This window comes from Psychrobacillus sp. Z16_25 (genome assembly GCF_056856695.1).
The window spans coordinates 409,017-432,470 of sequence record NZ_JBXEOV010000001.1 but is presented as its reverse complement, the minus strand read 5'-3'; the positions used below and the strand labels follow the sequence as shown (position 1 = coordinate 432,470).

27 protein-coding genes are annotated in these 23,454 nt (G+C 40.8%); 2 read left to right on the top strand and 25 right to left on the bottom strand.

Features of this window, described 5'->3' with window-relative positions; genetic code table 11:
- Positions 1–78: 78 nt before the first annotated feature.
- The 9 genes from panD to AC1VU3_RS02150 all read right to left on the bottom strand — a co-directional run bounded on the left by panD (position 79) and on the right by AC1VU3_RS02150 (position 7,187).
- The gene (gene panD / locus AC1VU3_RS02190; RefSeq protein WP_480389573.1) at positions 79–462 is read right to left on the bottom strand and encodes an aspartate 1-decarboxylase; all 384 of its coding nucleotides are present in this window, start codon (positions 460–462) and stop codon (positions 79–81) included.
- 2 nt (positions 463–464) lie between these two features.
- On the bottom strand, positions 465–1,310 hold the full coding sequence (gene panC / locus AC1VU3_RS02185) for a pantoate--beta-alanine ligase (RefSeq protein WP_480389572.1): 846 nt from the start codon (positions 1,308–1,310) through the stop codon (positions 465–467).
- Positions 1,288–2,142, bottom strand: coding sequence for a 3-methyl-2-oxobutanoate hydroxymethyltransferase (gene panB, locus AC1VU3_RS02180; RefSeq protein WP_482982614.1), 855 nt, complete (start codon positions 2,140–2,142; stop codon positions 1,288–1,290). Before panB ends, panC begins: the two co-directional genes overlap by 23 nt.
- A gap of 226 nt (positions 2,143–2,368) precedes the next feature.
- A complete protein-coding gene (locus tag AC1VU3_RS02175; RefSeq protein ID WP_482982613.1) occupies positions 2,369–3,355 on the bottom strand; it encodes a biotin--[acetyl-CoA-carboxylase] ligase in 987 nt (328 codons plus the stop codon).
- On the bottom strand, positions 3,321–4,505 hold the full coding sequence (locus tag AC1VU3_RS02170; RefSeq protein ID WP_480389569.1) for a CCA tRNA nucleotidyltransferase: 1,185 nt from the start codon (positions 4,503–4,505) through the stop codon (positions 3,321–3,323). The genes AC1VU3_RS02175 and AC1VU3_RS02170 overlap by 35 nt, the downstream gene beginning before the upstream one ends.
- Before the next feature lie 4 nt (positions 4,506–4,509).
- Entirely contained in the window at positions 4,510–5,640 is a 1,131-nt protein-coding gene (gene bshA, locus AC1VU3_RS02165; RefSeq protein WP_480389568.1) for an N-acetyl-alpha-D-glucosaminyl L-malate synthase BshA, read from the bottom strand.
- Positions 5,641–5,658: 18 nt separating this feature from the next.
- Positions 5,659–6,066 carry a methylglyoxal synthase gene (gene mgsA / locus AC1VU3_RS02160; protein WP_480389567.1) on the bottom strand — a complete coding sequence of 136 codons (408 nt, stop codon included), beginning with the start codon at positions 6,064–6,066 and terminating at the stop codon, positions 5,659–5,661.
- A 12-nt stretch (positions 6,067–6,078) separates the two neighbouring features.
- Positions 6,079–6,852 carry a 4-hydroxy-tetrahydrodipicolinate reductase gene (gene dapB, locus AC1VU3_RS02155; RefSeq protein WP_480389566.1) on the bottom strand — a complete coding sequence of 258 codons (774 nt, stop codon included), beginning with the start codon at positions 6,850–6,852 and terminating at the stop codon, positions 6,079–6,081.
- Positions 6,853–6,854: 2 nt separating this feature from the next.
- Positions 6,855–7,187, bottom strand: coding sequence for a nucleotide pyrophosphohydrolase (locus AC1VU3_RS02150; RefSeq protein WP_480389565.1), 333 nt, complete (start codon positions 7,185–7,187; stop codon positions 6,855–6,857).
- A 102-nt stretch (positions 7,188–7,289) separates the two neighbouring features.
- On the opposite strand from AC1VU3_RS02150, the gene AC1VU3_RS02145 reads away from it, so the two are divergent.
- The gene (locus AC1VU3_RS02145) at positions 7,290–8,159 is read left to right on the top strand and encodes a YitT family protein (protein WP_480389564.1); all 870 of its coding nucleotides are present in this window, start codon (positions 7,290–7,292) and stop codon (positions 8,157–8,159) included.
- 257 nt (positions 8,160–8,416) lie between these two features.
- Complete coding sequence (locus tag AC1VU3_RS02140; protein ID WP_482982612.1) at positions 8,417–8,836, top strand: hypothetical protein; 420 nt, start codon at positions 8,417–8,419, stop codon at positions 8,834–8,836.
- Positions 8,837–8,896: 60 nt separating this feature from the next.
- Here AC1VU3_RS02140 and AC1VU3_RS02135 read toward each other — a convergent pair whose 3' ends face one another.
- The 16 genes from AC1VU3_RS02135 to ndk form a co-directional block, all read right to left on the bottom strand.
- A complete protein-coding gene (locus tag AC1VU3_RS02135) occupies positions 8,897–9,583 on the bottom strand; it encodes a zinc metallopeptidase (RefSeq protein ID WP_482982611.1) in 687 nt (228 codons plus the stop codon).
- A gap of 39 nt (positions 9,584–9,622) precedes the next feature.
- Entirely contained in the window at positions 9,623–10,231 is a 609-nt protein-coding gene (gene lhaT / locus AC1VU3_RS02130) for a lipoprotein heptaprenylglyceryl N-acetyltransferase LhaT (protein ID WP_482982610.1), read from the bottom strand.
- A 106-nt stretch (positions 10,232–10,337) separates the two neighbouring features.
- Complete coding sequence (locus AC1VU3_RS02125; RefSeq protein ID WP_480389560.1) at positions 10,338–11,120, bottom strand: c-type cytochrome; 783 nt, start codon at positions 11,118–11,120, stop codon at positions 10,338–10,340.
- A 41-nt stretch (positions 11,121–11,161) separates the two neighbouring features.
- The gene (gene qcrB, locus AC1VU3_RS02120; RefSeq protein WP_480389559.1) at positions 11,162–11,836 is read right to left on the bottom strand and encodes a menaquinol-cytochrome c reductase cytochrome b subunit; all 675 of its coding nucleotides are present in this window, start codon (positions 11,834–11,836) and stop codon (positions 11,162–11,164) included.
- 19 nt (positions 11,837–11,855) lie between these two features.
- Positions 11,856–12,359, bottom strand: a complete 504-nt coding sequence (locus AC1VU3_RS02115) for a QcrA and Rieske domain-containing protein (protein WP_480389558.1) — start codon at positions 12,357–12,359, stop codon at positions 11,856–11,858.
- Positions 12,360–12,512: 153 nt separating this feature from the next.
- Entirely contained in the window at positions 12,513–12,959 is a 447-nt protein-coding gene (locus tag AC1VU3_RS02110; protein ID WP_480389557.1) for a DUF2487 family protein, read from the bottom strand.
- 11 nt (positions 12,960–12,970) lie between these two features.
- Positions 12,971–13,522: a ReoY family proteolytic degradation factor gene (locus tag AC1VU3_RS02105; protein ID WP_480389556.1), complete on the bottom strand. Its 552-nt coding sequence runs from the start codon at positions 13,520–13,522 to the stop codon at positions 12,971–12,973.
- A 78-nt stretch (positions 13,523–13,600) separates the two neighbouring features.
- On the bottom strand, positions 13,601–14,815 hold the full coding sequence (locus AC1VU3_RS02100) for a tetratricopeptide repeat protein (RefSeq protein ID WP_480389632.1): 1,215 nt from the start codon (positions 14,813–14,815) through the stop codon (positions 13,601–13,603).
- Positions 14,816–14,946: 131 nt separating this feature from the next.
- Positions 14,947–16,245 (bottom strand): 3-phosphoshikimate 1-carboxyvinyltransferase, encoded by a 1,299-nt coding sequence (gene aroA, locus AC1VU3_RS02095; RefSeq protein ID WP_482982609.1) that lies wholly within the window; start codon positions 16,243–16,245, stop codon positions 14,947–14,949.
- Positions 16,246–16,258: 13 nt separating this feature from the next.
- Positions 16,259–17,359: a prephenate dehydrogenase gene (locus AC1VU3_RS02090; RefSeq protein WP_480389554.1), complete on the bottom strand. Its 1,101-nt coding sequence runs from the start codon at positions 17,357–17,359 to the stop codon at positions 16,259–16,261.
- Positions 17,360–18,460 (bottom strand): histidinol-phosphate transaminase, encoded by a 1,101-nt coding sequence (gene hisC / locus AC1VU3_RS02085; protein WP_480389553.1) that lies wholly within the window; start codon positions 18,458–18,460, stop codon positions 17,360–17,362.
- 14 nt (positions 18,461–18,474) lie between these two features.
- Positions 18,475–18,840: a chorismate mutase gene (aroH, locus tag AC1VU3_RS02080; RefSeq protein WP_480389552.1), complete on the bottom strand. Its 366-nt coding sequence runs from the start codon at positions 18,838–18,840 to the stop codon at positions 18,475–18,477.
- A complete protein-coding gene (gene aroB / locus AC1VU3_RS02075) occupies positions 18,833–19,927 on the bottom strand; it encodes a 3-dehydroquinate synthase (RefSeq protein ID WP_482982608.1) in 1,095 nt (364 codons plus the stop codon). The genes aroH and aroB overlap by 8 nt, the downstream gene beginning before the upstream one ends.
- Before the next feature lies 1 nt (position 19,928).
- Positions 19,929–21,107: a chorismate synthase gene (gene aroC / locus AC1VU3_RS02070; RefSeq protein ID WP_480389550.1), complete on the bottom strand. Its 1,179-nt coding sequence runs from the start codon at positions 21,105–21,107 to the stop codon at positions 19,929–19,931.
- Between the two features lie 92 nt (positions 21,108–21,199).
- Complete coding sequence (locus AC1VU3_RS02065; protein ID WP_482982607.1) at positions 21,200–21,973, bottom strand: CheR family methyltransferase; 774 nt, start codon at positions 21,971–21,973, stop codon at positions 21,200–21,202.
- A gap of 1,027 nt (positions 21,974–23,000) precedes the next feature.
- A complete protein-coding gene (gene ndk, locus AC1VU3_RS02060; RefSeq protein ID WP_482982606.1) occupies positions 23,001–23,447 on the bottom strand; it encodes a nucleoside-diphosphate kinase in 447 nt (148 codons plus the stop codon).
- Between the last annotated feature and the right edge of the window lie 7 nt (positions 23,448–23,454).

The window sequence follows — 23,454 nt, the reverse complement described above, 5'->3', positions numbered from 1 at the left end:
AGCACCTTCACCAACCCCTCCACCTCAAACTAAAAAGACTGTATACAAGCGATAGGACGCTTGTATACAGTCTCTCGTTTACATTACTGTAGCTTCTGGCTCGTAGTGAATGATTTGATTAATTGTATTATCTGGATTCATAATTGCTACTGTTGGTTGGTGGTCATTCGCTTCTTCATTCATGACATAAGCATATGAAATGATGATTACTACGTCTCCACGTTGTACAAGTCGAGCAGCTGCGCCGTTAACGCAGATAACTCCTGAGCCTCTTTCTCCAGCAATGATGTATGTTTCAAAGCGTGCACCATTATTGTTGTTGACGATGTGCACTTTTTCGTTTGGCAGCATGCCTACTGCGTCAAGAATATTTTGATCGATTGTAATGCTTCCCACATAGTTTAGATCCGCTTCTGTTACTACTGCACGGTGAATTTTCCCGTTTAGCATCATACGTAACATCATTACACTTCCTTTACTTCTACTATTATATTATCTATTAAACGAGCTTTTTCAAAAAATACGGCAGTTGCAAATAAAACCTGTGTTGCATATTCAGTGACTGGCTGCAAAGTTGGATAGGTTAGGACTTCAAAGTAGTCGATTTTACCTGAGGTATTTTGGGAGATATACTCCTTACCACTTTCAACCGCTTTATCGATGTCCTTTGTTTCGGACCATACCTGTTCTGCTAGCTGTAATGCTTTATATAAATGTGTAGCCTCTTGTCTTTCCTTATCGCTCAAAAACACATTACGAGAGCTTTTCGCTAGGCCATCTGCTTCTCTCACAGTTGGTACGCCGATAACCTCCACCGGGAAGTTATATGCGACAGAGAATAGCTTCACAATGGCAAGCTGCTGTGCATCCTTTTGACCGAAGTAAGCTCTTGTCGGTTGCACAAGATGGAAAAGCTTGGTGATTACCTTTAGCACGCCATCGAAATGACCGGGTCTGCTTGCACCACACAGCTTGGTGGAAATATCGCCCACGTGAATGCTGATGCCACTTTCAAAGGGATACATTTCCTCCGGAGTCGGAGTGAATAGTACATCAACGCCTGCTGCAGTGGCTATTTTTTTATCACGCTCTAAATCTCTTGGATAACGGTCCAGGTCCTCGTTTGGACCAAACTGAGCCGGATTTACAAAGATGCTGGCAACTACAAGGTCATTTTCCTCGCGTGCCTTGTTCATTAAGGATTGGTGACCCTCATGTAAGTATCCCATGGTTGGGACAAAACCGATAGTTTTTTGCTTATTGGCTTCAATGATTGTACGAAGCTCCTCAATTGTTTTCGCTATTTGCATGACTACCTCCGTAGAGTTGAAGAAGTTGATCTTCCTTCATTGTAAAAGAATGTTCCTTCGCTGGGAATACTTCTGCTTTCACTTCTGCGATATATTGCTCGATGCCTGCTTTGATTGGCTCTCCCACATTGGCAAATTCCTTTACAAATTTCGGAATATGGTGGGAACCGAATTTGACCATGTCATGGAATACAAGTACTTGCCCATCCGCTGTGACACCTGCTCCGATTCCAATGGTTGGAATGGTCAGTCTCTTAGATACTTGCTCTGTCAATTGGAAAGGAATACATTCTAATACCAAGGCAAAAGCTCCCGCTTCTTGACATTTTAAGGCATCTTGGATTAATTTCTCAGCAGCCTCTACTGTTTTCCCTTGCACTTTGAAGCCACCAAGCACTCCAGCAGATTGCGGAGTCAAGCCTAGATGAGCAACAACTGGAATTCCAGCACTTGTCAGTTTTTTAATAACAGGAATGACATCATCTGCACCCTCTACCTTTAAAGCCTGTGCTCCTGTCTCTTGCATTAAGCGAACCGCGTTATGCAATGTCTCATTCAGTGAGCCGTGGTATGTTCCAAAAGGCATATCGACAACGAGGAAGGTGTTTGGCGCTCCTCTTCGAACGGCTTTCCCGTGATGAACCATATCGTCCAATGTCACTAGAACCGTAGAATCGTAGCCTAGTACGACCATTCCCAAAGAATCTCCGACTAAAATCATATCGATGCCTGCCTCTTCGGCAAGCTTCGCAGTCGGATAATCATACGCTGTCATCATCGTAATTTTTTCATTGTTTTGCTTCATTGTTAAAAAGTTGCTAGTTGTTTTCAACTTTTTCCCTCCTTAATTGTTTGAAGAAGAGAAAACCAAATAGAAAGCCCTTCATATCCAAATGGACATAAGGGCAGAAAAGTCATAATCAGGTTTTCTCCGTCCCTGTCAATAAAAGATCAAGGCAGAACTATTCATTTATGAATTACTGTTTTCATTGGTGCAGTTCTTTAAAAGATACTACCCATCGCTTACAGAATAACAGAAATTTCTTCTTACGTCCAAATTATCTTTTTCCAAGAAGAGAGATATCTGCAGAAATTATTTCTTTTATTTCCCCAGTGTCGAGCTGAAGTAGTAGAATGCCCTCGTCAGTAATAGCAGTAGCCACTCCTTCAAACGTGTCCCGTATGGTAGTGGCTCTAATACGGGAGCCGATTGTGCAATTATAGCTCTCCCATAACAGTTTGATAGGCTTGAATCCATGTTCTTCGTATAGCTTTGTGTACTTTTCTAGATATTGCATTACTTTAGCTGCGAGAAGAGCACGGTCGACTGTCTTTCCAGTTGAAAGCCTGATAGAGGTCGCTATGGACTGGAGCTCCTCTGGAAAGGCAGCTGCCTCATGGTTTACATTTATCCCTATCCCAATGATGATGCTATGCACTCGGTCCATGTCCGCTTGTAGCTCCGTTAAGATGCCGGTTACCTTTTTCCCGCCTATTAGTAAATCATTTGGCCATTTAATGCGAGGCAAGGCGTCAGTAACCTCTTCTATTGCTTTTGCTACCGCAACGGCAGCGACAAGCGTATAGGCGGAGGCATATTGAGGGCTGATGTCCGGTCTTAGAATCACGCTCATCCAAATTCCTTTGTTTGGAGCAGAACTCCAGCTGCGATCTAGTCGACCTCTCCCTGCTGTTTGCTCATCGGATATGACGACCGTTCCATGAGGTACTCCTTCTCTTGCCTCGATTGCTGCGATTCGTTGGGTAGAATCACATGTTGGATAATAAAGAAGAGTGCATCCAATATGCTCCGTTTGAAGAAGAGGCTCAATTCTTTCCGGGCTTACCAAATCAGGGGTACTTTTTAATAAATAGCCCTTTTTCTTGATTGCCTCAATTTCATAGCCCTCTTCCTCGAGGATTTTTAGATATTTCCAAATCATCGTCCTAGAAATTTGAAGCTCATCGGCTAGCATCTGGCCGGAAATCGGCTCTTTCGCTGAACCCAGCTTATCCAGAATGATTTTCTTTGTTTGGATATTCATGAATGAACCATTCCTTTATGGTAGCAACGTCGTTTGCTACTTGGTTTGTTAGCACCTCTTGGACTAAGTGCTGTAATACTTCCTTAATCCATGGACCTCTTTTCTTTCCAGACCAATTCATCAAGTCATTCCCGTTGACCGCAAGCTCCTTGACCGAACGGATAGGCAGCCCTTCCTTTATTGCACAAAGCTCGTCCATCGTATAGAGCGTACCAGTTTCCGAGCTGTATGCTTGAGCGGCTTGTAAGACCTCTGTGGAATACAGAAAAAAATGATTTACTGTCCATGGTCCCTTCTTTCGCTCTTCTATAGCTTGTAATACCTGTCTTACATGCTTTTTTTCCTCGTTGGAGCATTTGTAATAGGAAAGAAGTTGTTCGACATTTTCTTTTTCTTGGCATGAAAAGAAGTATGCCCAACCATTTTTCTTTATTCCAAAGCTATGAAACTCGTTCCAAACAGTTTCTGTCCATTTTCCTTGAAAGCAGTTAGCTAGTCCGGTTTCCACAAAAAGTTGCATCCCTTGAGTTGGATAGGGACTCATCCAGATTTTCTCGAGCTCTACCTTTACCCGTTCCATGGATACGTGAGATAACAAGGGAGCAAGCTCTTTTATCGCCTCATAAGTAGCCGCATCCAGCTGGTAGCCAAGCTGAGAGGAGAACCGAACTGCTCGGAGCATACGAAGGGCGTCCTCAGAGAAACGCTTAAGAGGCTCTCCGACCGCTCGGATGATTTGCGCATCTATATCTTTTCTTCCGCCAAAGAAATCAATAAGCTCATCCTGTTTAGAAAGTGCCATAGCGTTCATCGTAAAATCGCGCCTCATTAAATCCTCTTGGAGAGAGCGTACAAAGGTCACCTCATCGGGTCTCCTATGATCGGTATAGGTAGACTCGCTTCGATAAGTGGTTACTTCGATTGGCGTGTCCAAGACCACTATGACCGTTCCATGCTCAATTCCCACGTCAATCGTATTGGGGAAAAGCGACTGAATTTCATGAGGGAGAGCATTGGTCGTGATATCCACGTCATTTGCTGCCACTCCTCGCACGTAATCTCGAACAGCACCACCAACCACATATGCTTCAAAGCCCGCTTCTTCCAATACCTCGATGATTTTGTAAGCATCTGGCCAGCGTGTTCTCATCATTTTACCTTTTCGCCACTCTTTCATATAGCGCTTCATACTGCTGAACAATTTTTGCAGAATTAAATTTTTCTTGCACTGTTTTTAATGCATTTTCCTTTAAGGTGTTATGTAAGTGATCATCCATAAGAATTTGGATTCCATAATCCGATACTCTTCCTATATCACCAAGGGGAACAAGGAAACCATTCTCTCCATGGGTAATTACCTCTGGAATCCCACCTACTTCAGTACCTATGCATGGTACTCCACAAGCCATCGCCTCCAGTAGCACGAGACCGAATGATTCTTTCTCCGACAATAAAAGCATTAAATCAGCTATAGAGTACAGCTCTGAAACATTCTCTTGCTTTCCAAGGAAAAGGATGTCCTGCTCAAAGGGAGATCCCTTGATATATTCCATAATCGGGTGCTTTTCCGGACCATCTCCTACGAGCAAAAGCTTGGCAGGAAGCGATTTTCGAATTAGCTCGAAGCTCTTTACCACATCTGGTACATGCTTTACCTTCCGGAAATTAGAAACATGGATAACAACCTTTTCATCCGGTTTAATCCCGAGCATTTCCTTTAGATGACTACTATCCTTTTTATGATATTCTCGTTCATCTAAGAAATTATAAACAGTTTCTATCTGCTTGTCCGTATCGATCAATTCCTTCGTCTGGTCTACTAAGGATTGAGAAACAGCAGTAACCACGTCTGATTTCTCTATTCCATAACGGATGGCGCCGGTTAAGGAAGAATCATATCCAAGAACGGTAATATCAGTACCATGAAGGGTGGTGACAATCCCTACATCTGTTCCGGCAATGTCTCTTGCTAATATGGCACAAACTGCATGTGGGATCGCATAGTGAACATGCAGTACATCTAGCTTTTGGTCAATGATTACCTCTGCCATTTTGTTTGCCAATGCAATATCGTAAGGAGCATATTGGAATACAGAATAGCTATTCACCTCTACTTGGTGAAATGTAATAGTAGGATATACTTTATTCAACCGAAAAGGAATGCTGGACGTAATAAAATGTATTTCATGTCCCTTTTCAGCAAGCATCTTTCCTAGCTCGGTTGCAATAACACCTGAGCCTCCTACTGTTGGATAACAGGTAATCCCAATTTTCAACTTTCTCATTTTATGCTCCTTTCCCTCTTAGAGGGCTCGTCTTTCTGCTAGCTTTCTCCAATCTAAGAAGCCGCTCTCGATTCCTTTAAGCAAAACCTCCGCAGTTCCCATGTTTGTTGCTAATGGAATTTGGTATACATCACAAAGTCGAATTAATGCAGTAACATCAGGCTCATGAGGCTGTGCAGTTAACGGATCTCGGAAAAAGATGACCATATCCATTTCATTGTTTGCAATGGCTGATCCAATTTGTTGATCTCCTCCAAGAGGACCTGATTTATAACGGAATACCCTTAAGCCAACCTCGTTGATAATGCGTGTACCAGTTGTTCCAGTAGCGAACAAATCATGCTGGTCTAAAATAGGCTTATAAGCGGTAACAAATTGAATTAAATCATCTTTTTTCTTATCATGTGCTACTAATGCTATCTTCAAAATAACTTCCTCCTACAGGATTATTTCTTCTAAACCATAAATTAATTTATTTTGCTTCATCACTTCTTCTATGGAAAGGACAATACCAGACATATAAGATGAACGATGGAAGGAATCATGCTTCAACGTTAACAATTGCCCTTCTCCGCCTAGTAAGACCTGCTGATGGGCGACCAAGCCTGGAAGTCGAACACTATGGATACGCATCCCATCAAGCTCAGCTCCACGTGCACTTTCCATTAGCTCCTCTTCCTTTTCGTTCCCTTGTGTTTTACTGTTTCTTACTTGTTGAATCATTTGGGCCGTCTTTAGAGCAGTTCCTGATGGTGCGTCAAGCTTTTGATCATGATGCATTTCAATAATCTCTACATCCGGTAAGTATTTTGCTGCTGTTTGTGCAAATTTCATCATTAAGACAGCTCCAATAGAAAAGTTAGGTGCAATTATACAGCCAATTCCTTTCTCCTCCACCATGTTGCTAATTATTTCCAGTTGCTCCTCAGAAAAGCCCGTTGTACCGATTACTGGTCTAACCCCATATTCCAATGCAGTAATGGCATGCTCATAAACAGAGGAAGGAACCGTTAAATCCACTAATACATCCGGCTCTGTTTCCTTGATCAGCTCCTTTAAGGAAGTAAAAATAGGAATATCCCCTAAAGAAGTTTCTACTTTTTTGTTATCTAATAAACCAACCAATAAAAATTCTTCATTTTTAATGATCGTTCCTACAGTCTCTTTTCCCATCTTGCCTCTTGGTCCAGCAATTGCTACTTTAATCACCATGCTTAGTCCTCCTTTCTCGTCCAACGGTCTTTATCTCGCGTATTAAACTTGTGCAGGACTTTTTCTAAAGACTGCTGCAAGTCAATTCCTTCTGAATTCGCCAAGCAGATTAAGACAAAAAAGATATCTCCCATCTCTTCTGCCAATTCTTTTTCAACCTCTGTATTTTTCTTCTTTTTCGTTCCATATTTATGTTGAACTTCTCTAGAAAGCTCACCAAGCTCCTCTGTTAATCTTGCAATCAGCTCCATTGGCGGAAAATAGCCCTCTTTGAATTGACTTATGTATGCGTCCACTTCTTTTTGTAAATTATGTAACGTTTTGTTTTCTGGCATAATTTCACTCTCCTACACACATCGTAATAAAAATGTACTGCAGTTGTCAAAATGTATAAAATAATATAGATTAAAGTATGGACGAACGAAAGAGGTGGTTCAATGGGATTGGGACTAAAATTTAAAAATATACTCATGATAATAATTGGTGCAGCCATCTTTAGTTTTGGCTTTGTTCATTTTAATATGCAAAATGCTTTAGGAGAAGGAGGATTTTCAGGAATCACACTAATCCTTTATTTTGCATTCAACTGGGATGTTTCACTAATGAATTTATTATTAAATATCCCCATATTTTTTATTGGTTGGAAGCTGCTGGGTCGGAAAGTATTCTACTATACTATTATAGGAACAATCTCAGTGTCTGTCTTCCTGAAAATATTTCAAATGTATGAACAACAGATGGGACTTCAAGATGATTTATTTTTGGCATCTCTATTTGCGGGGGTATTTGTAGGAGTAGGCTTAGGAATTATATTCAGAGCAGGCGGGACTACTGGTGGTGTAGATATAATTGCAAGGCTTGTACAAAAATACTTCGGATGGAGTATCGGTAAAACAATGTTTGTATTCGATGCAGTTATTATTCTGATATCTTGGATCACCTTCTTAGATATGCGCTCGATGATGTATACGTTGGTTGCCGTGTTTGTAGGAGCGAGAGTAATCGACTTTGTACAAGAAGGTGGATATGCTGCTAGGGGTGCATTTATTATATCTGATCATCAAGACGCCATTGCCAACCGGATTATTTCGGAAATGGGTCGTGGGGTTACCGTACTTAAAGGCTATGGTCACTATACAAAAAAAGACCGGGAGATTCTTTACTGTGTCATTTCTAAAAATGAAATTATCCGTTTAAAAAATATTATCACCTCCGTAGATCCTCATGCCTTTGTTTCTGTTACCGAAACAAACGATGTCATGGGTGAAGGGTTTACATTAGATGAAGAAAAGAAACCAATCCATTAAAGACAAATACCTTCTATCTTTTCCTCTTGAAAAGACAGAAGGTTTTTTTTATTGCTATTTGTTAGGTAACTGGTTAATTCCATTGACTAGCAGTTTTACGTTGTTTCCCTTTTCTTTCCGTTCATTTTGCTACTCCTAAGGAGAGCATTCAAGACCCTCTTCCACAAGAGGTAGCACAACAAATTTTTGAATATACTAAAAAATACCATATAATAACAGATAAGATAGTTTGGTTTTCTAAAGAAAGGAATGAGAAGTTGAGTAGAAAAAAGTACTTCATGATCACAACAGTTATCTTAATAGGTAGCATTTTATTCTTTTATTTCATAAACGAATCAAGCACAAAATCCTTAGTAGATGACATTTTGACCGAAAAAAATAAGCATCTAGAGAAAATCAATGCTGCGACCGTGATAACTTTAGATGAAGAGGTTAATATGCAGGATTTATCTGAAGAAGAGGTTACTCAACTAAAGGAAATATTAAAAAATGTAGAACTAAAAAAAGCTTGGCTTTCTAAAAATGACCCTGCTGACTATATTCTTACGGTTAGAGGAAGTAATATATCTTTCCATATCGATATCTCAAAAGACGGTTATCTATCCATTTTTGATGAAGAGAAAAAAGAAATTTATCAAATCATTGATCAAAAATTCAAGAGGATTTCTTTGAAATAGTTGGAGATTAACAAATAAAAAAGGATTGTGCGCATAGTTGCTCCACAATCCTTTTGCTTATTATTCGTCTCTTGTCATACCAGTATAGATTAACACTAAACGCAATAACTCAAGTACTGCAACTGCTGCTGCTGCAACATATGTTAACGCAGCTGCGTTTAATACCTTTTTGGCATGCGGCTCTTCTTCGTTTCGGATAATGCCTAAGGATACCATTTGATTCATGGCTCTATTAGATGCATTGAACTCTACAGGTAATGTAACTAGTTGGAAAACAACTCCAGCTGCCATAAGCACAATACCTAAAAGTAATAACTCGCTTATCGTTGAAAAAATACCTATCATGATGAAAATCCATGATGCATTAGAAGAGATGTTCGCAATCGGAACTAGTTTGTGGCGGAAAGTTAAGAAAGAATACGCCTCTTTATGTTGAATTGCGTGTCCCACCTCATGCGCTGCAATCGCTGCTCCTGCAACAGAAGCTTCATGATAGTTATGAGAAGACAGTGCTACTATTTTGGTCATCGGGTTGTAATGATCACTTAGAAAACCTGAGCTCTCTACTACTTTTACATCATATAGACCATTTGCATCTAGAATCTTTCTTGCAACTTCTGCACCAGACATCCCTGATGTAGAACGAACTTTTGAATATTTTTTGTATGCACTTTTGACTTTCATCTGTGCATAAAGTGGTAGCAAAATTATTATCCCGAAGTAAATAATCATCGACGTCATTGACATTTTTTACAGATATCCCCCTCTCGTTCTATATATAACATTTTAATAGATATGTGGCTTCAAATCAACTTTCTCGCTCTCCACTCTTTTTGTTACAATGATTGCCAGAGCAATACATGCGATTGATAACCAAAAAGTAAAATACCCCACATTTTCCGTATATTTATTTATAATACTGTATACCGGCATTTGACCAAATAAATAGTCTATGACGTCATTATGCAATGTCCAAATCGCAGCTATAAGCACATGGATCCAACGAAAGCGGTAGAATGGAATATAAAGTACGGCCTGTAAAGCCATCGCAAAATGAGATCCTACTAACATCCATCCGGTCCAATGTAGATAGTCATTCTCAAAATACGTCCAAATATTCATCACGACAGCCCACAAACCATACTTTACTAATGTAATCAAAGCCAAAGCCTCTATCAACTTCCAGTTTTTCTTCATTAGCCAGCCAAACAATGCAATCGTAAAAAATAAGCTTGCTGTTGGACTGTCAGGTACAAAAATATAATATATTGGTTCTGTCACGGATAGCTGGTTTCCATACCATAAGTACCCATAGATGGTGCCGAATAGATTAATAATGACTAACAACCACATAAATGTCTTATTAAACAAGATTAACTGTAGATAATTCTTCACTTAGCTAGACTCTCCCGTATGCAAGGTAGACATAAATTTGAAAATATAAATAAACATTCCTATTTTCAGAAAAAGAGAGTCAGAATCTGACTCTCTTACAAATAAATTATTCTTCTGGTTGAAGCGTTGTGATAAATTCAGCAAGCTCTTGTAACTCTTCTTCTGTTCCAGAAGTCCACTGATTACCAGGCATTGATCCAATACCTTCATGAGCTATTTCAACGATTTCTTCAGCAGTGTAGGTTAAACCAATAAGTGGCTTACCTATACCTCCCTCAAATGCGTTACCGTGACAGCCTATACAAGTAGAACCTTGGTAGATTTCGTAACCTGGAGCTGTTTCATCGATTTCAATCGCAACTTCTTCTCTAATTTCACCTTGAGCTTTTGCAGCTTCCCAGTCGTGGTTTGCTACTGATTCCCAAGTTAAATAGATAATAGATGCAACTGCTAATAACATGAAGCCTGTTGGTAATGGACGTTTCCATGGACTTCTTTCTTTGCTTGTATCTAAGAATGGTACTAATAATAATGCACCAAACGCTAATCCTGGCATAATAATTGCACCGATAATATTATACTGACCAGCAGCGAATTCATATTTTAATAATTGGTATAAGAATAAAAAATACCAGTCTGGTAAAGGTATATACGCTGTATCAGTTGGATCAGCTGGTCGTTCTAATGGTGAAGGATGTGAAACAGTCAGTACTAGATAACCGATTAAGAAAACCGCTCCTACTAACCATTCTTTCAATAGGAAGTCTGGCCAGAAAGCTTCTGTTTTCCCAGGATATTCTGAATAATCTTTAGGCATTTTCTTTTTTCGGCTAGAAGGATCTGTTACACGTGAGTCACCTACAAATTTTAAACCTTTTCCGCGATGCATATTGTCCCCTCCTTTTACGAATTATCAGAACCACTTACCCATTATAGTGGTCCAGAAACACCTTGACGACGAATCATGATAAAGTGTGCTGCTAAAAGCGCAAACAACGCGGCTGGCAGGAAGAACACATGAATCGCAAAGAATCTTGTTAATGTTTGAGCACCGAGAATCGCTTCGTCACCAGCGAGCAATGTCTTAATTACTCCACCAATAACTGGCACAGATGCTGCAATTTCAATACCTACTTTTGTAGCGAACAATGCTTTCATGTCCCAAGGAAGTAGGTAACCTGTAAATCCTAAACCTAACATAACAGCGAAGATTAATACTCCGACCATCCAGTTTAGTTCACGAGGCTTTTTATAAGAACCAGTAAAGAATACACGTAATGTATGTAAGAACATCATAACAATTACTAGAGATGCTCCCCAGTGATGCATTCCTCGCACGATTTCACCAAACGCTACCTCATTTTGAAGGTAGTATACGGATTCCCAAGCATTTTCTATATCTGGAACATAGTACATTGTTAAGAACATACCAGATAAAATTTGAATTACTGTAATAAAGAACGTTAATCCTCCGAAACAATATACAAATGCAGAGAAATGGTGTGCAGGGTTTACGTGTTCTGGCACTTCATGGTCTGCTATATCACGCCAAATCGGTGTAATATCCAGACGTTCATCCACCCAATCATAGATTTTATTAAGCACTGATGTCGTACCCCCTTACTTATGCTATTGTGTTAGGTATAGCTTTTCCAATTTCCAGGAAGCCATCTTTTTCACGAACTTCAAATTGATCCAACGGACCTAGAGGTGGTGTTCCAGGAACATTTTTACCACTCTTTTCGTAACGGCCTGCGTGACACGGACAGAAGAACTGACTTGGTTGTTTTGGATCTCCTCCCCAGTTAACTGTACAGCCTAAGTGTTTACAGATAGGTGAAAGCGCAATAATTTGATCGCCTTCTCTGTACACCCATGCAGCGTTTGTAACATCAGAAGTATACCAAGCATCTACTTGCTCAAAAGTAAAGTCAACTCGTTCTGGTGTTTCCGTAATATCTGCAATTTTCTTTTCAGTAGTGACGAAATCTCCGTCCTCTTTCTTTTGCAGAATTGGATCAGCTGCAAAACGAACCATTGGCATTAAAGCACCTGCTGCCATGAATCCACCAACACCGGTTAGTGTGTAACTTAGAAATTGGCGTCTTGAAACTTTATTGTTACTCATCCTTTTCCCCCCTCTAACTTAAAGGTCAGTCCAATGGACATACTTGCTTGAAATGACAATACTAGGACATATCCATGATATATCAATAAAAATCCAAGGTCAATAATCCTTTGCCAAATTATACACTTTGTGAACAATTTATGAAAGATATTGTCACTGATTTGCCCAATTTTTCGCAAAAGTAGGAACAAGCTGTCTAAGTTGATCCTCCAAGATTGATAGTTTCATTTTTTGATCCATCGATTCAAGCGGGACGGATGGTATCCAAATTATGCTATCTTCTGCTATTGTACTCCACTCTCTATCAGAAGTAACGAAAAAAGTATGCTTAAACCCTGCTTTTCTTAGTTCACCCTTCCAAGCCTCTAGTAAAGAAGGCTTGTCCTGTGATGGTGTATAAGAAAAGGAAGGAAATAAAACAACCCTTCCCTTAAATTGATTTTCAATTACATTTGCTAGCGACAAAGTAAAATCCGCAGCAGATGCTGCGAATTGAAATCCTTGCTCTGAGCCATCCACTAAAACTAACGGTACTACTGCTGTGTCAATGTATTCTTTTTGTGTTTGAAATACTGTTACGTCTTTCCCATTCCAATGCATGCTCATCTCTCCTAATTTTCTCTGTTCATTAGCTGCTTCCATAAGGAAGAAAGCTCGAGAAATTTCTCTTTGTTGTTTTCGTCGATTGCCTGGTCAATTTGTTTTTTAATCAGCTCACGCTGAAAGGATTGAAGGCTTTCATTTAAAATGTCCTCTGCGAGCATCTTATCCTTCTCACTTATATGCAAGTATTTTGGCATATAAGGATTTTCCTCTAAGACCGCAAGATATTCCGGACTTGGTGGAAGTGTTTGAAAGTTTAATTGAATGTACATCTCTTCATCTGGATGAAGGCGTAAATCATGGAAAGATTTCTCCGCATCCGCCGTCATGATGCTTCCCTTATAGAAACGGAAAGGGATTCCGGAGGATGTTGTCACCGACATGATCATTGCTCTTGGACAATAGTGCGCCTCTTCCACAAAGTGTACATTGTTTAACATCGTCTCATGGCTGATTAAGTAATTTAAAATCCAAACACATTCTCTTCTTTTCATTTGATATTTCTTCAAAAACCAACGCACAAACTCTTTTTTCTCTCCAACTGAAACAGAAGCAGTCACATAACCTCTCCTTCCTTTTATCTAAGGTATTGGTTCTCTCAGGATAGTACAAATTCGGCTTCCGTATTCATCAACAGGTTATTCCATGATTTCAAACCATTCACTATTTTCAGGCTGAAGGCGTTGAAGCTGCAAAACGATTTCTTTTGCTTCGTCTCTTCTTCCTTCCTCTAATAGGAAATATACGTATTTTTCTAGGAATGCTGGATCCTCTATAAAGTCATTATATGCAAGCTTATAAAATTCGTATGCTTTTTCGTACAATTCTAACCGATTATATGCTTCGGCTAATAAAGGGTATAAAGAGGACCACTCAAACTGCTCCTGCTTCAATAGTTCATAAAGCTCTACAAGCTCTTTATCCATCTCCTCGTTGGAGTAAAGAGTGGATAAAACATAAATCGCTTCCATATATTCTGGATCTAAAGCAATTGCCTCCTGTAAGAATTGCTCTGCTTCCTTCATTTTACTCAATTTCAAGGAAATTTTACCAGCGAATAAATAATATTCTTTCTCGAACTCATCCCGTGAGATTCCTTCCTGAATAATACGCAATGCGTCTTCGTTTCTCTCTACCATCGCATATGCTTCTGCAAGCAGCATATAACCAGAAAAATAATCCGGGTCTATTTCCAAAAGTCTTTCTAAGTGCTTGATCGCTGTTTCATAATGGCGGACCTGAAAAAAAGCATAGGCTGCATGGAACAGCACATCTGGTGCTACCTCTTTTTTTAATGCTTCTGTATAGTAGGAAATGGCTTCCTCATATGCAGCGCCAGCACTGTAGATTTCCGCTATTTTAAGAGGGAGATTTACCCCTTGGATAGAATCCTTTAACGGCAACAGTTCTTCCATTAAACGTGCAGCCTCTAAATATCGACCCGTTTGCAACAACAGCTCACCTTTTGCGTATTGCAGAAGCGGCTCATTCGGCATTAGTTTAATGGCCTCATTAATCTTTTGTTCTGCCACCTCGTATAAGCCGATCATTTGATAATAATCTGCTAAAGTTAATAAGGCTTGAGGATACGATTCACTTGCCTGACTAACAGAAGAAAGTAATTCAAGCGCCTCATCTTCCTTATCTAGCTCTAAATACAGCTGGGCTTGATCTATTTTCAGCTGCTCTTCCTCTGGGAATAGATAATGCAAATGCTCTAAAATTATTAGTGCTTCCTGCAAAAATCCGTACTCGGTTAATTGATCAGCAAGCTGATACTGCTCATCAGGGTCTCCCTCCAAAAGAAAAGTATCAAGCATTTTTCTCAGCTTTTCTATATTTCCTTCTTCCATTACCTTTAAAAATGGAATTATTTTTTCCACATCTATCACCAATCTTTCTATCTTCTAATCGTACAAGAACATCCGTTTTTGAACAAGAAAAAAACTCTCCAAAAAAGGAGAGCGCTAAAGAAAATGTCCTATCACTTCTTTGAACGGATAACCCCGTCCAAATGCTCAAAAAAAGCTGGGTAGGAAACTGAAATACAGCCAGCATCGTCAAGCGTGACTGGTTCGCTTGTTAGTAGGGAAGCGATTGCACCCATCATCCCAATCCGGTGGTCTCCATAGGTTTTTAGATTGCCTCCGGAAAGTGGAGTTGGTCCTTCTATAATCATGCCGTCGTCCGTTGCGACAATATTGGCACCAAGCTTCTTCAGCTCGTTTACTACCGCATCTATGCGGTTCGTTTCTTTCACCTTTAGCTCCTCAGCATCTCGTATGACCGTTTTTCCTTTGGCCTGCGTGGCTAGTAGTGCGATAATAGGAATTTCATCAATTAATCTTGGAATTACATCTCCGCCGATTTCAATCCCTTGGAGTGTAGAGCTTTCTATTGTTACAGTACCTGTTTCTTCATGACTTATATTCTCGTCCGTTTGAATGGTCAAAGATGCTCCCATTCTCTCCAGAACTTCGATAATACCAATCCGAGTTGGATTAAGTCCGACATTTTTCAGGACAAGCTTACTATTCGGAACAACCGCACCTGCAACCAAGAAAAATGCAGCGGAAGAGATATCTCCAGGCACAATAACATGTGCTGGCGAAAGCGTCTGTCCCCCTTCGAAAGAAATAGTTGTCCCGTCTACCTGAATGTCTGCCCCAAAATGGCGGAGCATTTTTTCTGTATGGTCGCGGGTGACTTCCATTTCCTCCACAATCGTTTTTCCCTCCGCATGTAAAGCGGCTAGGAGAATCGCAGATTTTACCTGTGCACTTGCGACAGGCATCTGATATTGGATCCCCTTTAAAGAGCTCCCTTGAACAGCAATCGGCGTATACTGTCCATTTTCTCGTCCGATGAGCATGGCGCCCATTTGTTTTAAAGGCTCAGTCACACGTTTCATTGGTCTCTTTTGAATAGACTCGTCACCAATCAATACAGCCGAAACATTTGATCCCGCTAGAATACCAAGCATTAAGCGGGTAGTCGTCCCAGAGTTGCCAGTATAAAGTATTTCTTTTGGTTCCTGCCAATTGGCAATACCAGGGCTAGTAATTTGAACCTTCTCTCCAGATACCTGAATGTCTACACCCAGCTTAGAAAAGCAGTCGATCGTGCTAAGGCAGTCATCACTTTGTAGAAAGCCTTCTACTGTTGTCGTTCCTTTTGCAATAGCTCCAAACATGATGGACCGATGAGAAATCGATTTGTCACCTGGAGTATGTATGACGCCTTGTAAAGAAGGCTGTTGATAATCTAACACCTTTTTCCCCAAATCCAATCCCACCTTATGAAATATAAGTTTCGTAATCTGTATGTGCTGCCAAACAATGAACAGCCTTTTCGCGATCCTCGGCCGTCTGGAAGCTGATAACGAGGATCCCATACACATCATCTCTTGTTTCTACGATACGTAAATTCGTAATGCTTATCAATTCCTCCGCCAAATAACCAGTTATCTCCGAGATGATACCAGGATAGTCCGGAATATCAACATGCAAATCATAAACGGTGTACAATGCACCTTGCGTAGTAATAGGTAGATTATCTCGAATCATTTTTGCACTTTCAAAATAAGACTCGATATCCTGAGAGGTCCCCTCACCTAGTAGCTCCTGAAGCTTTTCCATTTCTCTCATCCATACAGCAAGCTGTCCCTGAAGCTCTTCTCTGTTTTGGAGAGTTATATCCCTCCACATAACAGGACTCGAGGAGGCTATTCTAGTAATATCTCGGAATCCTCCTGCGGCAAGCTGTCTTGTAAACGGGAAAGCTCTATTTTCTGCTGATAACTGATGGACAAGAGAGGCTGCGATTAAATGAGGAAAATGACTAACAACAGCGGTCATATGGTCATGTTCCTCTGCATTTAATTCCACCACTTTTGCCTTTGTAGGCTTCAGCAAGTCCATCAGTCTTTGTACATGTTGTGGATTGTCGTTTGGAAAAGGAGTAAGTACATAATAGGCATTTTCAAATAAGTATGCCTTTGCTGCCTCGACTCCACTCTTATGGGAGCCGGCCATCGGGTGACCTCCTACGAAGTTGGCTCCTTTAGCGACCAGTTCAGCAGCTGCCACCATTATTTCCTTTTTCGTGCTCCCTGTATCCGTAATGATTGCAGTGGGCTTTACCCGGTCAAGCGGCAATTCTTTTATTAAACGAATCGTCTCCTTTACAGGTGTCGCAAAGACGATTACATCTGCATCTTCAAGTCCATCCCAAACAGAAGCTACCTCTTCATCAATCACTCCAAGCTTTTTAGCGGTAAGCAATGAACGAGCATTGGCATCATACCCAATTACTCTATTAAACTCGTTCCTCTTCAGACCTAAGGCCAAGGATCCACCTATTAAGCCTAGGCCTATGATGAATATGGTGTTTTTCATTTATAAAACCCCTGCCTCTTTTAAAACCTCATCCATTTTTTCTAGTAAACCAGTATTTTGCTCCTTTGTCCCGATTGTCACACGAACATATCCAGGCTTGCCAAGTGCGTTGCCGCTTCGGATAATATATCCTCGCTTCATCAGCTCTTGGAATACAGTATCACTGTCCGTCTTAACCTCCATTAATACGAAGTTCGTTTGAGAAGGATAGAAATGTAGATTACGAGCTTTACAATATTCCTCATATTGCTTTCTGCCAGCATTGTTCTTTTCCTTACACTCTGCAATAAAATGCTGGTCCTCTAATCCTAAAATTGCTACCTCTTGGCTCAGAACGGTATTATTGAATGGCTCTCTAGTAGGCTCCAGCTGACGAATCACTTCCTCCGATCCAATGGCATAGCCAACACGGAAGCTCGCCAAGCCATATGCCTTCGAGAAGGTTCTCATAATTAGCACATTAGGATGATCCTTTAGAAGATGGATAGAGTCCTCATAATTCGGATCCGTAATATACTCTGTATAAGCCTCATCCAGAATAATTAATACATCCTTAGGCGCTTTTTCTACAAATGCTTTTATTTCATCGCTTGGTGTTAGGGTGCCAGTTGGGTTGTTCGGGTTACAAATCCATACAATGGCTGTATGTTCATCAATCGCCTCTAACATCTTCGGAAGATCATGTCCTCCGTCCTCAGTTAAGGGAATAGCACGAACCTCTGCTCCCTCTACTACAGCATTATGCTTGTATTGTCCAAATGTGCAATCAGCCATAACAGTATTTAACCCTGGCTGAAGGATGGCCCTAGAAACGATTAATATATTCTCGTCTGAGCCATTCCCGAATAACAGTTGATTTTCATTAACCCCTAAATGCTTTGCTACAGCAGAACGAAGCTTTGTTGCATAGCCATCTGGATACATGGCAAATTCAATTTGGGCATTCGCCAAATACTCTTTTATCTTCGGAGAGGCACCATAAGGATTTTCATTAGATGCAAGCTTTGTCACGCTATCTAAATTGAATGCCTTTTTTACCTCCTCCGTAGATTTTCCTGGTTGATAAGCCTTTAACCCAGCAATTTGTTTTTTGAACTTCATACGACATCCCCCAATTATTTATTTACTAAGTCTGGTCTAAGCTGAACTGCATCATTTAAATAGATATGTACGATGTCCTGCTGCTCTCTATCTGTATTTACATGCATTAGTAGTCGTATACACTTTTCCAAAGACCCTGGTACATCCATCTCATGCGTGCACATCACCGGAACATATGTCCATCCCTCTAGACTCCTCACTGCCTTCGCCGGAAACGCAGATGAAATATCCTTCGTCGTGCTGATTATAACAGAGGCGATGGATGATGGAGAAATATCATTTTTCTTCGCCATCTCCAGTGCAAGCCTTGCTGTCTCCGCTAAAACCAACTCGTTCCGATCCTCTGGGACAGTTGTTGCTCCTCTTACTCCTCTAATCATCCAAATCCCCTCCTATCCATTTTTTTAGTAGTCGATCTGCATCCTGTATATCCTCCATCGATATTCGTTTTACAAAGGGGTTGCCGATGGATTCTAATAAAACAAAATGAAGCTCTTTGTTTGTAGTCTTTTTATCCTTTAACATATATTCTGCTAACAGTTCAAAGGGAATATCCTTTATTTTTGAAAAATCATACCCTACTTGGCTAGCCCAGTCAAAAAGACGTGCCGCTTCTCCTTGCTTGAGTGCGCCATGCTTCTCACTAAGCAAAAGTGCCGGAATCATTCCGATCATGACCGCTTCACCGTGCGTAATCTTCCCATAACCGATCGACGCCTCGACAGCATGCCCATATGTGTGACCAAAGTTCAAGAATTTCCGAACGGAGCTTTCCTTTTCATCCTGAGAAACAATCTTAGCTTTGACCTGTATGCCTTTCCCAAGCCATTCAAGAAGTTTTGGGCTGTCTAGCTTTGGCATACGATCAAGCAGAAGAAAATCTTCCACCCACGACTCGTCACTTATATATGCATGCTTGATCACCTCTGCCATACCTGACATCACCTCGTGAGGCGGTAGGGTTTGAAGAAAATGAACGTCATACACTACCTCTTTTGGCTGATAGAAGGCTCCAATCATATTTTTCCCTAGCGGATGGTTAATAGCCGTCTTTCCACCGACCGCACTATCATGCGCAAGTATCGTAGTAGGAAGCTGATAAAACGGAATTCCTCTCATAAATGTTGCGGCAACAAAGCCTGTTAAATCTCCAATAGCTCCTCCGCCAAGTGCCAGTAAAGCGGAGTTTCGCGAGCAGCCCTCTTGTAAAAGGAACGATTGTACCGCAAAAAAGGATTCAAAGGTCTTGCAAGCCTCTCCATTTGGTGCGATAAACAGCTTGTAAGGCAAATGAAAGCAAGCATCAAAATATGCCTGGTGACCGCTCCAAACATGCTCATCTGTTACCACAATTAGCTGATCATAGCTCCCAAGCGTTTCTTGGTTTCTATCACTGAAGTCCTTCAAGACATTCTTCCCTAAATGAACAGAATAAGTGGATTCTTTTGTGTGTACAGGGATGATCATATTAAAACCCCTTTGTATATGCTCTATGTTCTGCGACTTCTTTTTTCAGCTGATCCATTCGGTCTGCGTGGAACGTATCTAATAAAGCTGCAGCAATTTCCCACGCAATCACATTCTCCGCTACAACAGATGCTGCCGGTACAGCACAGCTATCGGACCGTTCGATGCTTGCTTTAAACGGCTCCTTAGTTTCAATGTCTACACTTTGAAGTGGCTTATATAATGTAGGGATTGGCTTCATTACCCCTTTAATCACAATCGGCATACCAGTAGACATGCCACCTTCAATTCCTCCAAGTCGATTTGTATCTCTAACATACCCGTCTTCTTCATTCCAAGAAATTTGGTCGTGTACTTGGCTGCCAAATAAGTTTGCCATTTCGAAGCCCAGTCCAACCTCGACACCCTTAAACGCATTAATACTCATCATAGCCATTGCAAGCTTTCCGTCTAGCTTACGATCGTAGTGAACATAGCTTCCCACACCTGCTGGCATACCAGTAATCACTACCTCTACTACACCACCAATCGTATCGCCAGCCTTCTTCGCTGCATCAATAGCTTCAACCATTTTTTCTGAAGCTTCAGAATCCAAGCAATAGACAGGATCCTTTTCTACAATTTCTTTTATTTGTTCAGGTGAAAGTGTCGATGCGATATCCTTCGCTTGTATGCCACCGATTTTCGTGACATGGCCTACCACGGTAATCCCTAATTCCTTTAATAGCTGCTTGGCAACAGCTCCCGCTGCCACTCGAATCGTCGTTTCCCTTGCAGAGGATCTTTCTAAAACGTTACGTAAATCGCGATGTCCATACTTCATTCCACCTACTAAGTCAGCATGCCCTGGACGTGGTCTTGTAATCTGGCGTTTTATTTCCTCTGGATTTTCATCCTCCCCAAGAGGTTCGATGCCCATAATTTTCGTCCAATGCTTCCAGTCGTCGTTCGTAACTGTCAAACATACCGGGGAACCCAGCGTCTTCCCATGTCGAACACCTGCAGTAATAGAAACGGTATCCTTTTCAATCTGCATCCTTCTGCCTCGTCCATGTCCACCCTGCCTACGTTTTAATTCTTTATTAATCTCTTCTGCGGTTATCTCTAATTGTGCCGGCAACCCTTCGATAATTGCTGTAAGTTGAGGGCCATGTGACTCTCCTGCTGTTAAATATCGCAAAACGCTTTCCTCCTTCAACTCGCTAAAGTGTTTGTTTTTTACTATATCATATTAATGTATAGAAGAAAACTGCCCTTCTGAAGCGGCAGTCGTTAATTTTCTTTTCTATAGAAAAACGTATCCTCTGTTACAAAGCCATACTTCGCAGGGTTAAAAATTTGCTCTGTGCTTCCCACAAACAAAATACCTCCTGGACGAAGAGCCTCACTAAACTTTCGATAAATTTCATCCTTTGCTTGCTCAGTGAAATAAATCATCACATTTCGGCAAATAATGAGGTCATAATTTTTATCATATGTATCTTTTAAAAGATTATGTTTTTGAAAGGTCACCGTTTGCTTGATCCCCTCATCCACCTGATAAAAGGTGTTCTGCTGCTCAAAAAACTTCTTCTTCATTTCCTCCGGCACCTCAGCTAAGGACCGCTCCGGATAAATTCCTACCTTTGCCCGATCCATCGCCTTTTCATCCAAATCGGTTGCCTTAATGGAAACTTGGGATAAAGGAACATGCTTCGACAAAACCATCGCTGTCGTATACGGCTCCTCCCCTGTAGAACAAGCAGCACTCCAAATCTTCAGTCTGCGATTTGTCGACAAGAGCTTAGGAAAAATCTTTGTATCTAGCACTTCCCACCGTTTGAGATTCCGAAAAAACTCCGAAACGTTGATCGTCATTCTATCCAGAAACTCATTCATCAAATCCCGGTCTTTCTCCATTGCCTGAAAGAACGCTTGGAAATTCTCAAATCCTTTCTTCTCATACAAGGACGTCAGCCGCCTTTTCATCTGCGCTTCCTTATAGGCACCTAAGTCAATTCCCGTCCTCCGCTTCACACTCTCTATAAATTGAAGATAATCATTCATCGTACCCTTTCCTTTCAAATCCTTCTATTTCAAGTATATCGTATACCGAATGTTTCGAACATATCAAAATAAAAGAGAAATATGTTGAATGGTGATGGCTTCCTGATGGAGATGAGATGGTCAGGCAAGGGAATGGTGTTTAAATAAGGGTTGAGGGTAGCTAATGCTGTTGACAATCGCAAGTAAAATGGAGGAAATCGCAAGTAATGGAGTGCGGACCACAAGTAACCAAATGCCGAGCGCAAGTAACGTTTGGCTAATCGCAAGTATTACCATATAAATGGATAATCCGAGTTTATAAATTTCCAATAAATTCCGTTAAGTGACTAAATGGGGGATGAGAGTGACTTAACTTGTTTCGAACGTGACTAAATGTTGATGGAGAGTGACTAAAGTCGAAGTGGACGTTACTAAATGAAACAGGAAATCGCAAGTAAGCCACTGCCCAGCGCAAGTAACAATTGGATAATGCAATTATCACCAAATAATTGGATAATATAAGCTTACGAGTTTCCAGTAAATTCCGTTAAGTGACTAAATAGGGCAAGAAAGCGACTAAATCGGCTGCGAACGTTACTAAATGGGGACGGAGAGCGACTAAATTGGAAGTGAACGTGACTAAACTCATCATGAGAGTGACTACTTTTAAGCTAGCATAGGTGAGAAGTTTGGATATACGCACACATCACCATCCCCCCATTTGACTAGGAGAGCAACCATACATGTTTTGCAACTAAATCAGGAGTGAGCGCAACTTACATCTACTAGAAGTGCAACTAAATTAAGACTTTGTACAACTAAATCTCCTGCTAAACCCTTTCCAATCCAGTCTGCTTTACAGCTAAATATCAAAAGCATCCTATAAGGAGAATCCTCTCAAATCGGCATTTTGCATCTAAATCTATTAAAAATACCAAAAGATGTTTTAGACTGCAATTAAGTAAATTAGCTAGCAACCTAGAAAATATCCTCCCTTCTTAATAATCAAAAAATACCGCAGACACGGGGGTCTGCGGTATGTTTCTTATTAGTTGATCCAGTTGTTAGCGTCTTTTGCGTAAGATACTAGCTCTTCTTCTTTGAAGAATAGGCCGATTTCACGAACAGCGCTTTCAGGTGAATCTGAACCGTGAATGATATTTTTTCCAACTGTCACAGCGAAGTCACCGCGAACAGTTCCAGGTGCTGATTCTTTTGGATTTGTAGCACCCATCATTAAACGTGCTGTTGAGATTACATTTTCCCCTTCCCAAACCATTGCGAAAACTGGTCCAGAAGTGATGAAATCTACTAATTCGCCGAAGAATGGGCGTTCTTTGTGCTCTCCGTAGTGTTGTTCAGCTAATTCAGTAGGAATTTGCATTAATTTCGCTCCAACTAGTTGGAATCCTTTTTTCTCTAAACGACCTACGATTTCACCAATAAGATTACGTTGTACACCGTCAGGTTTTACCATTAAAAATGTTCTTTCCATGCATGAC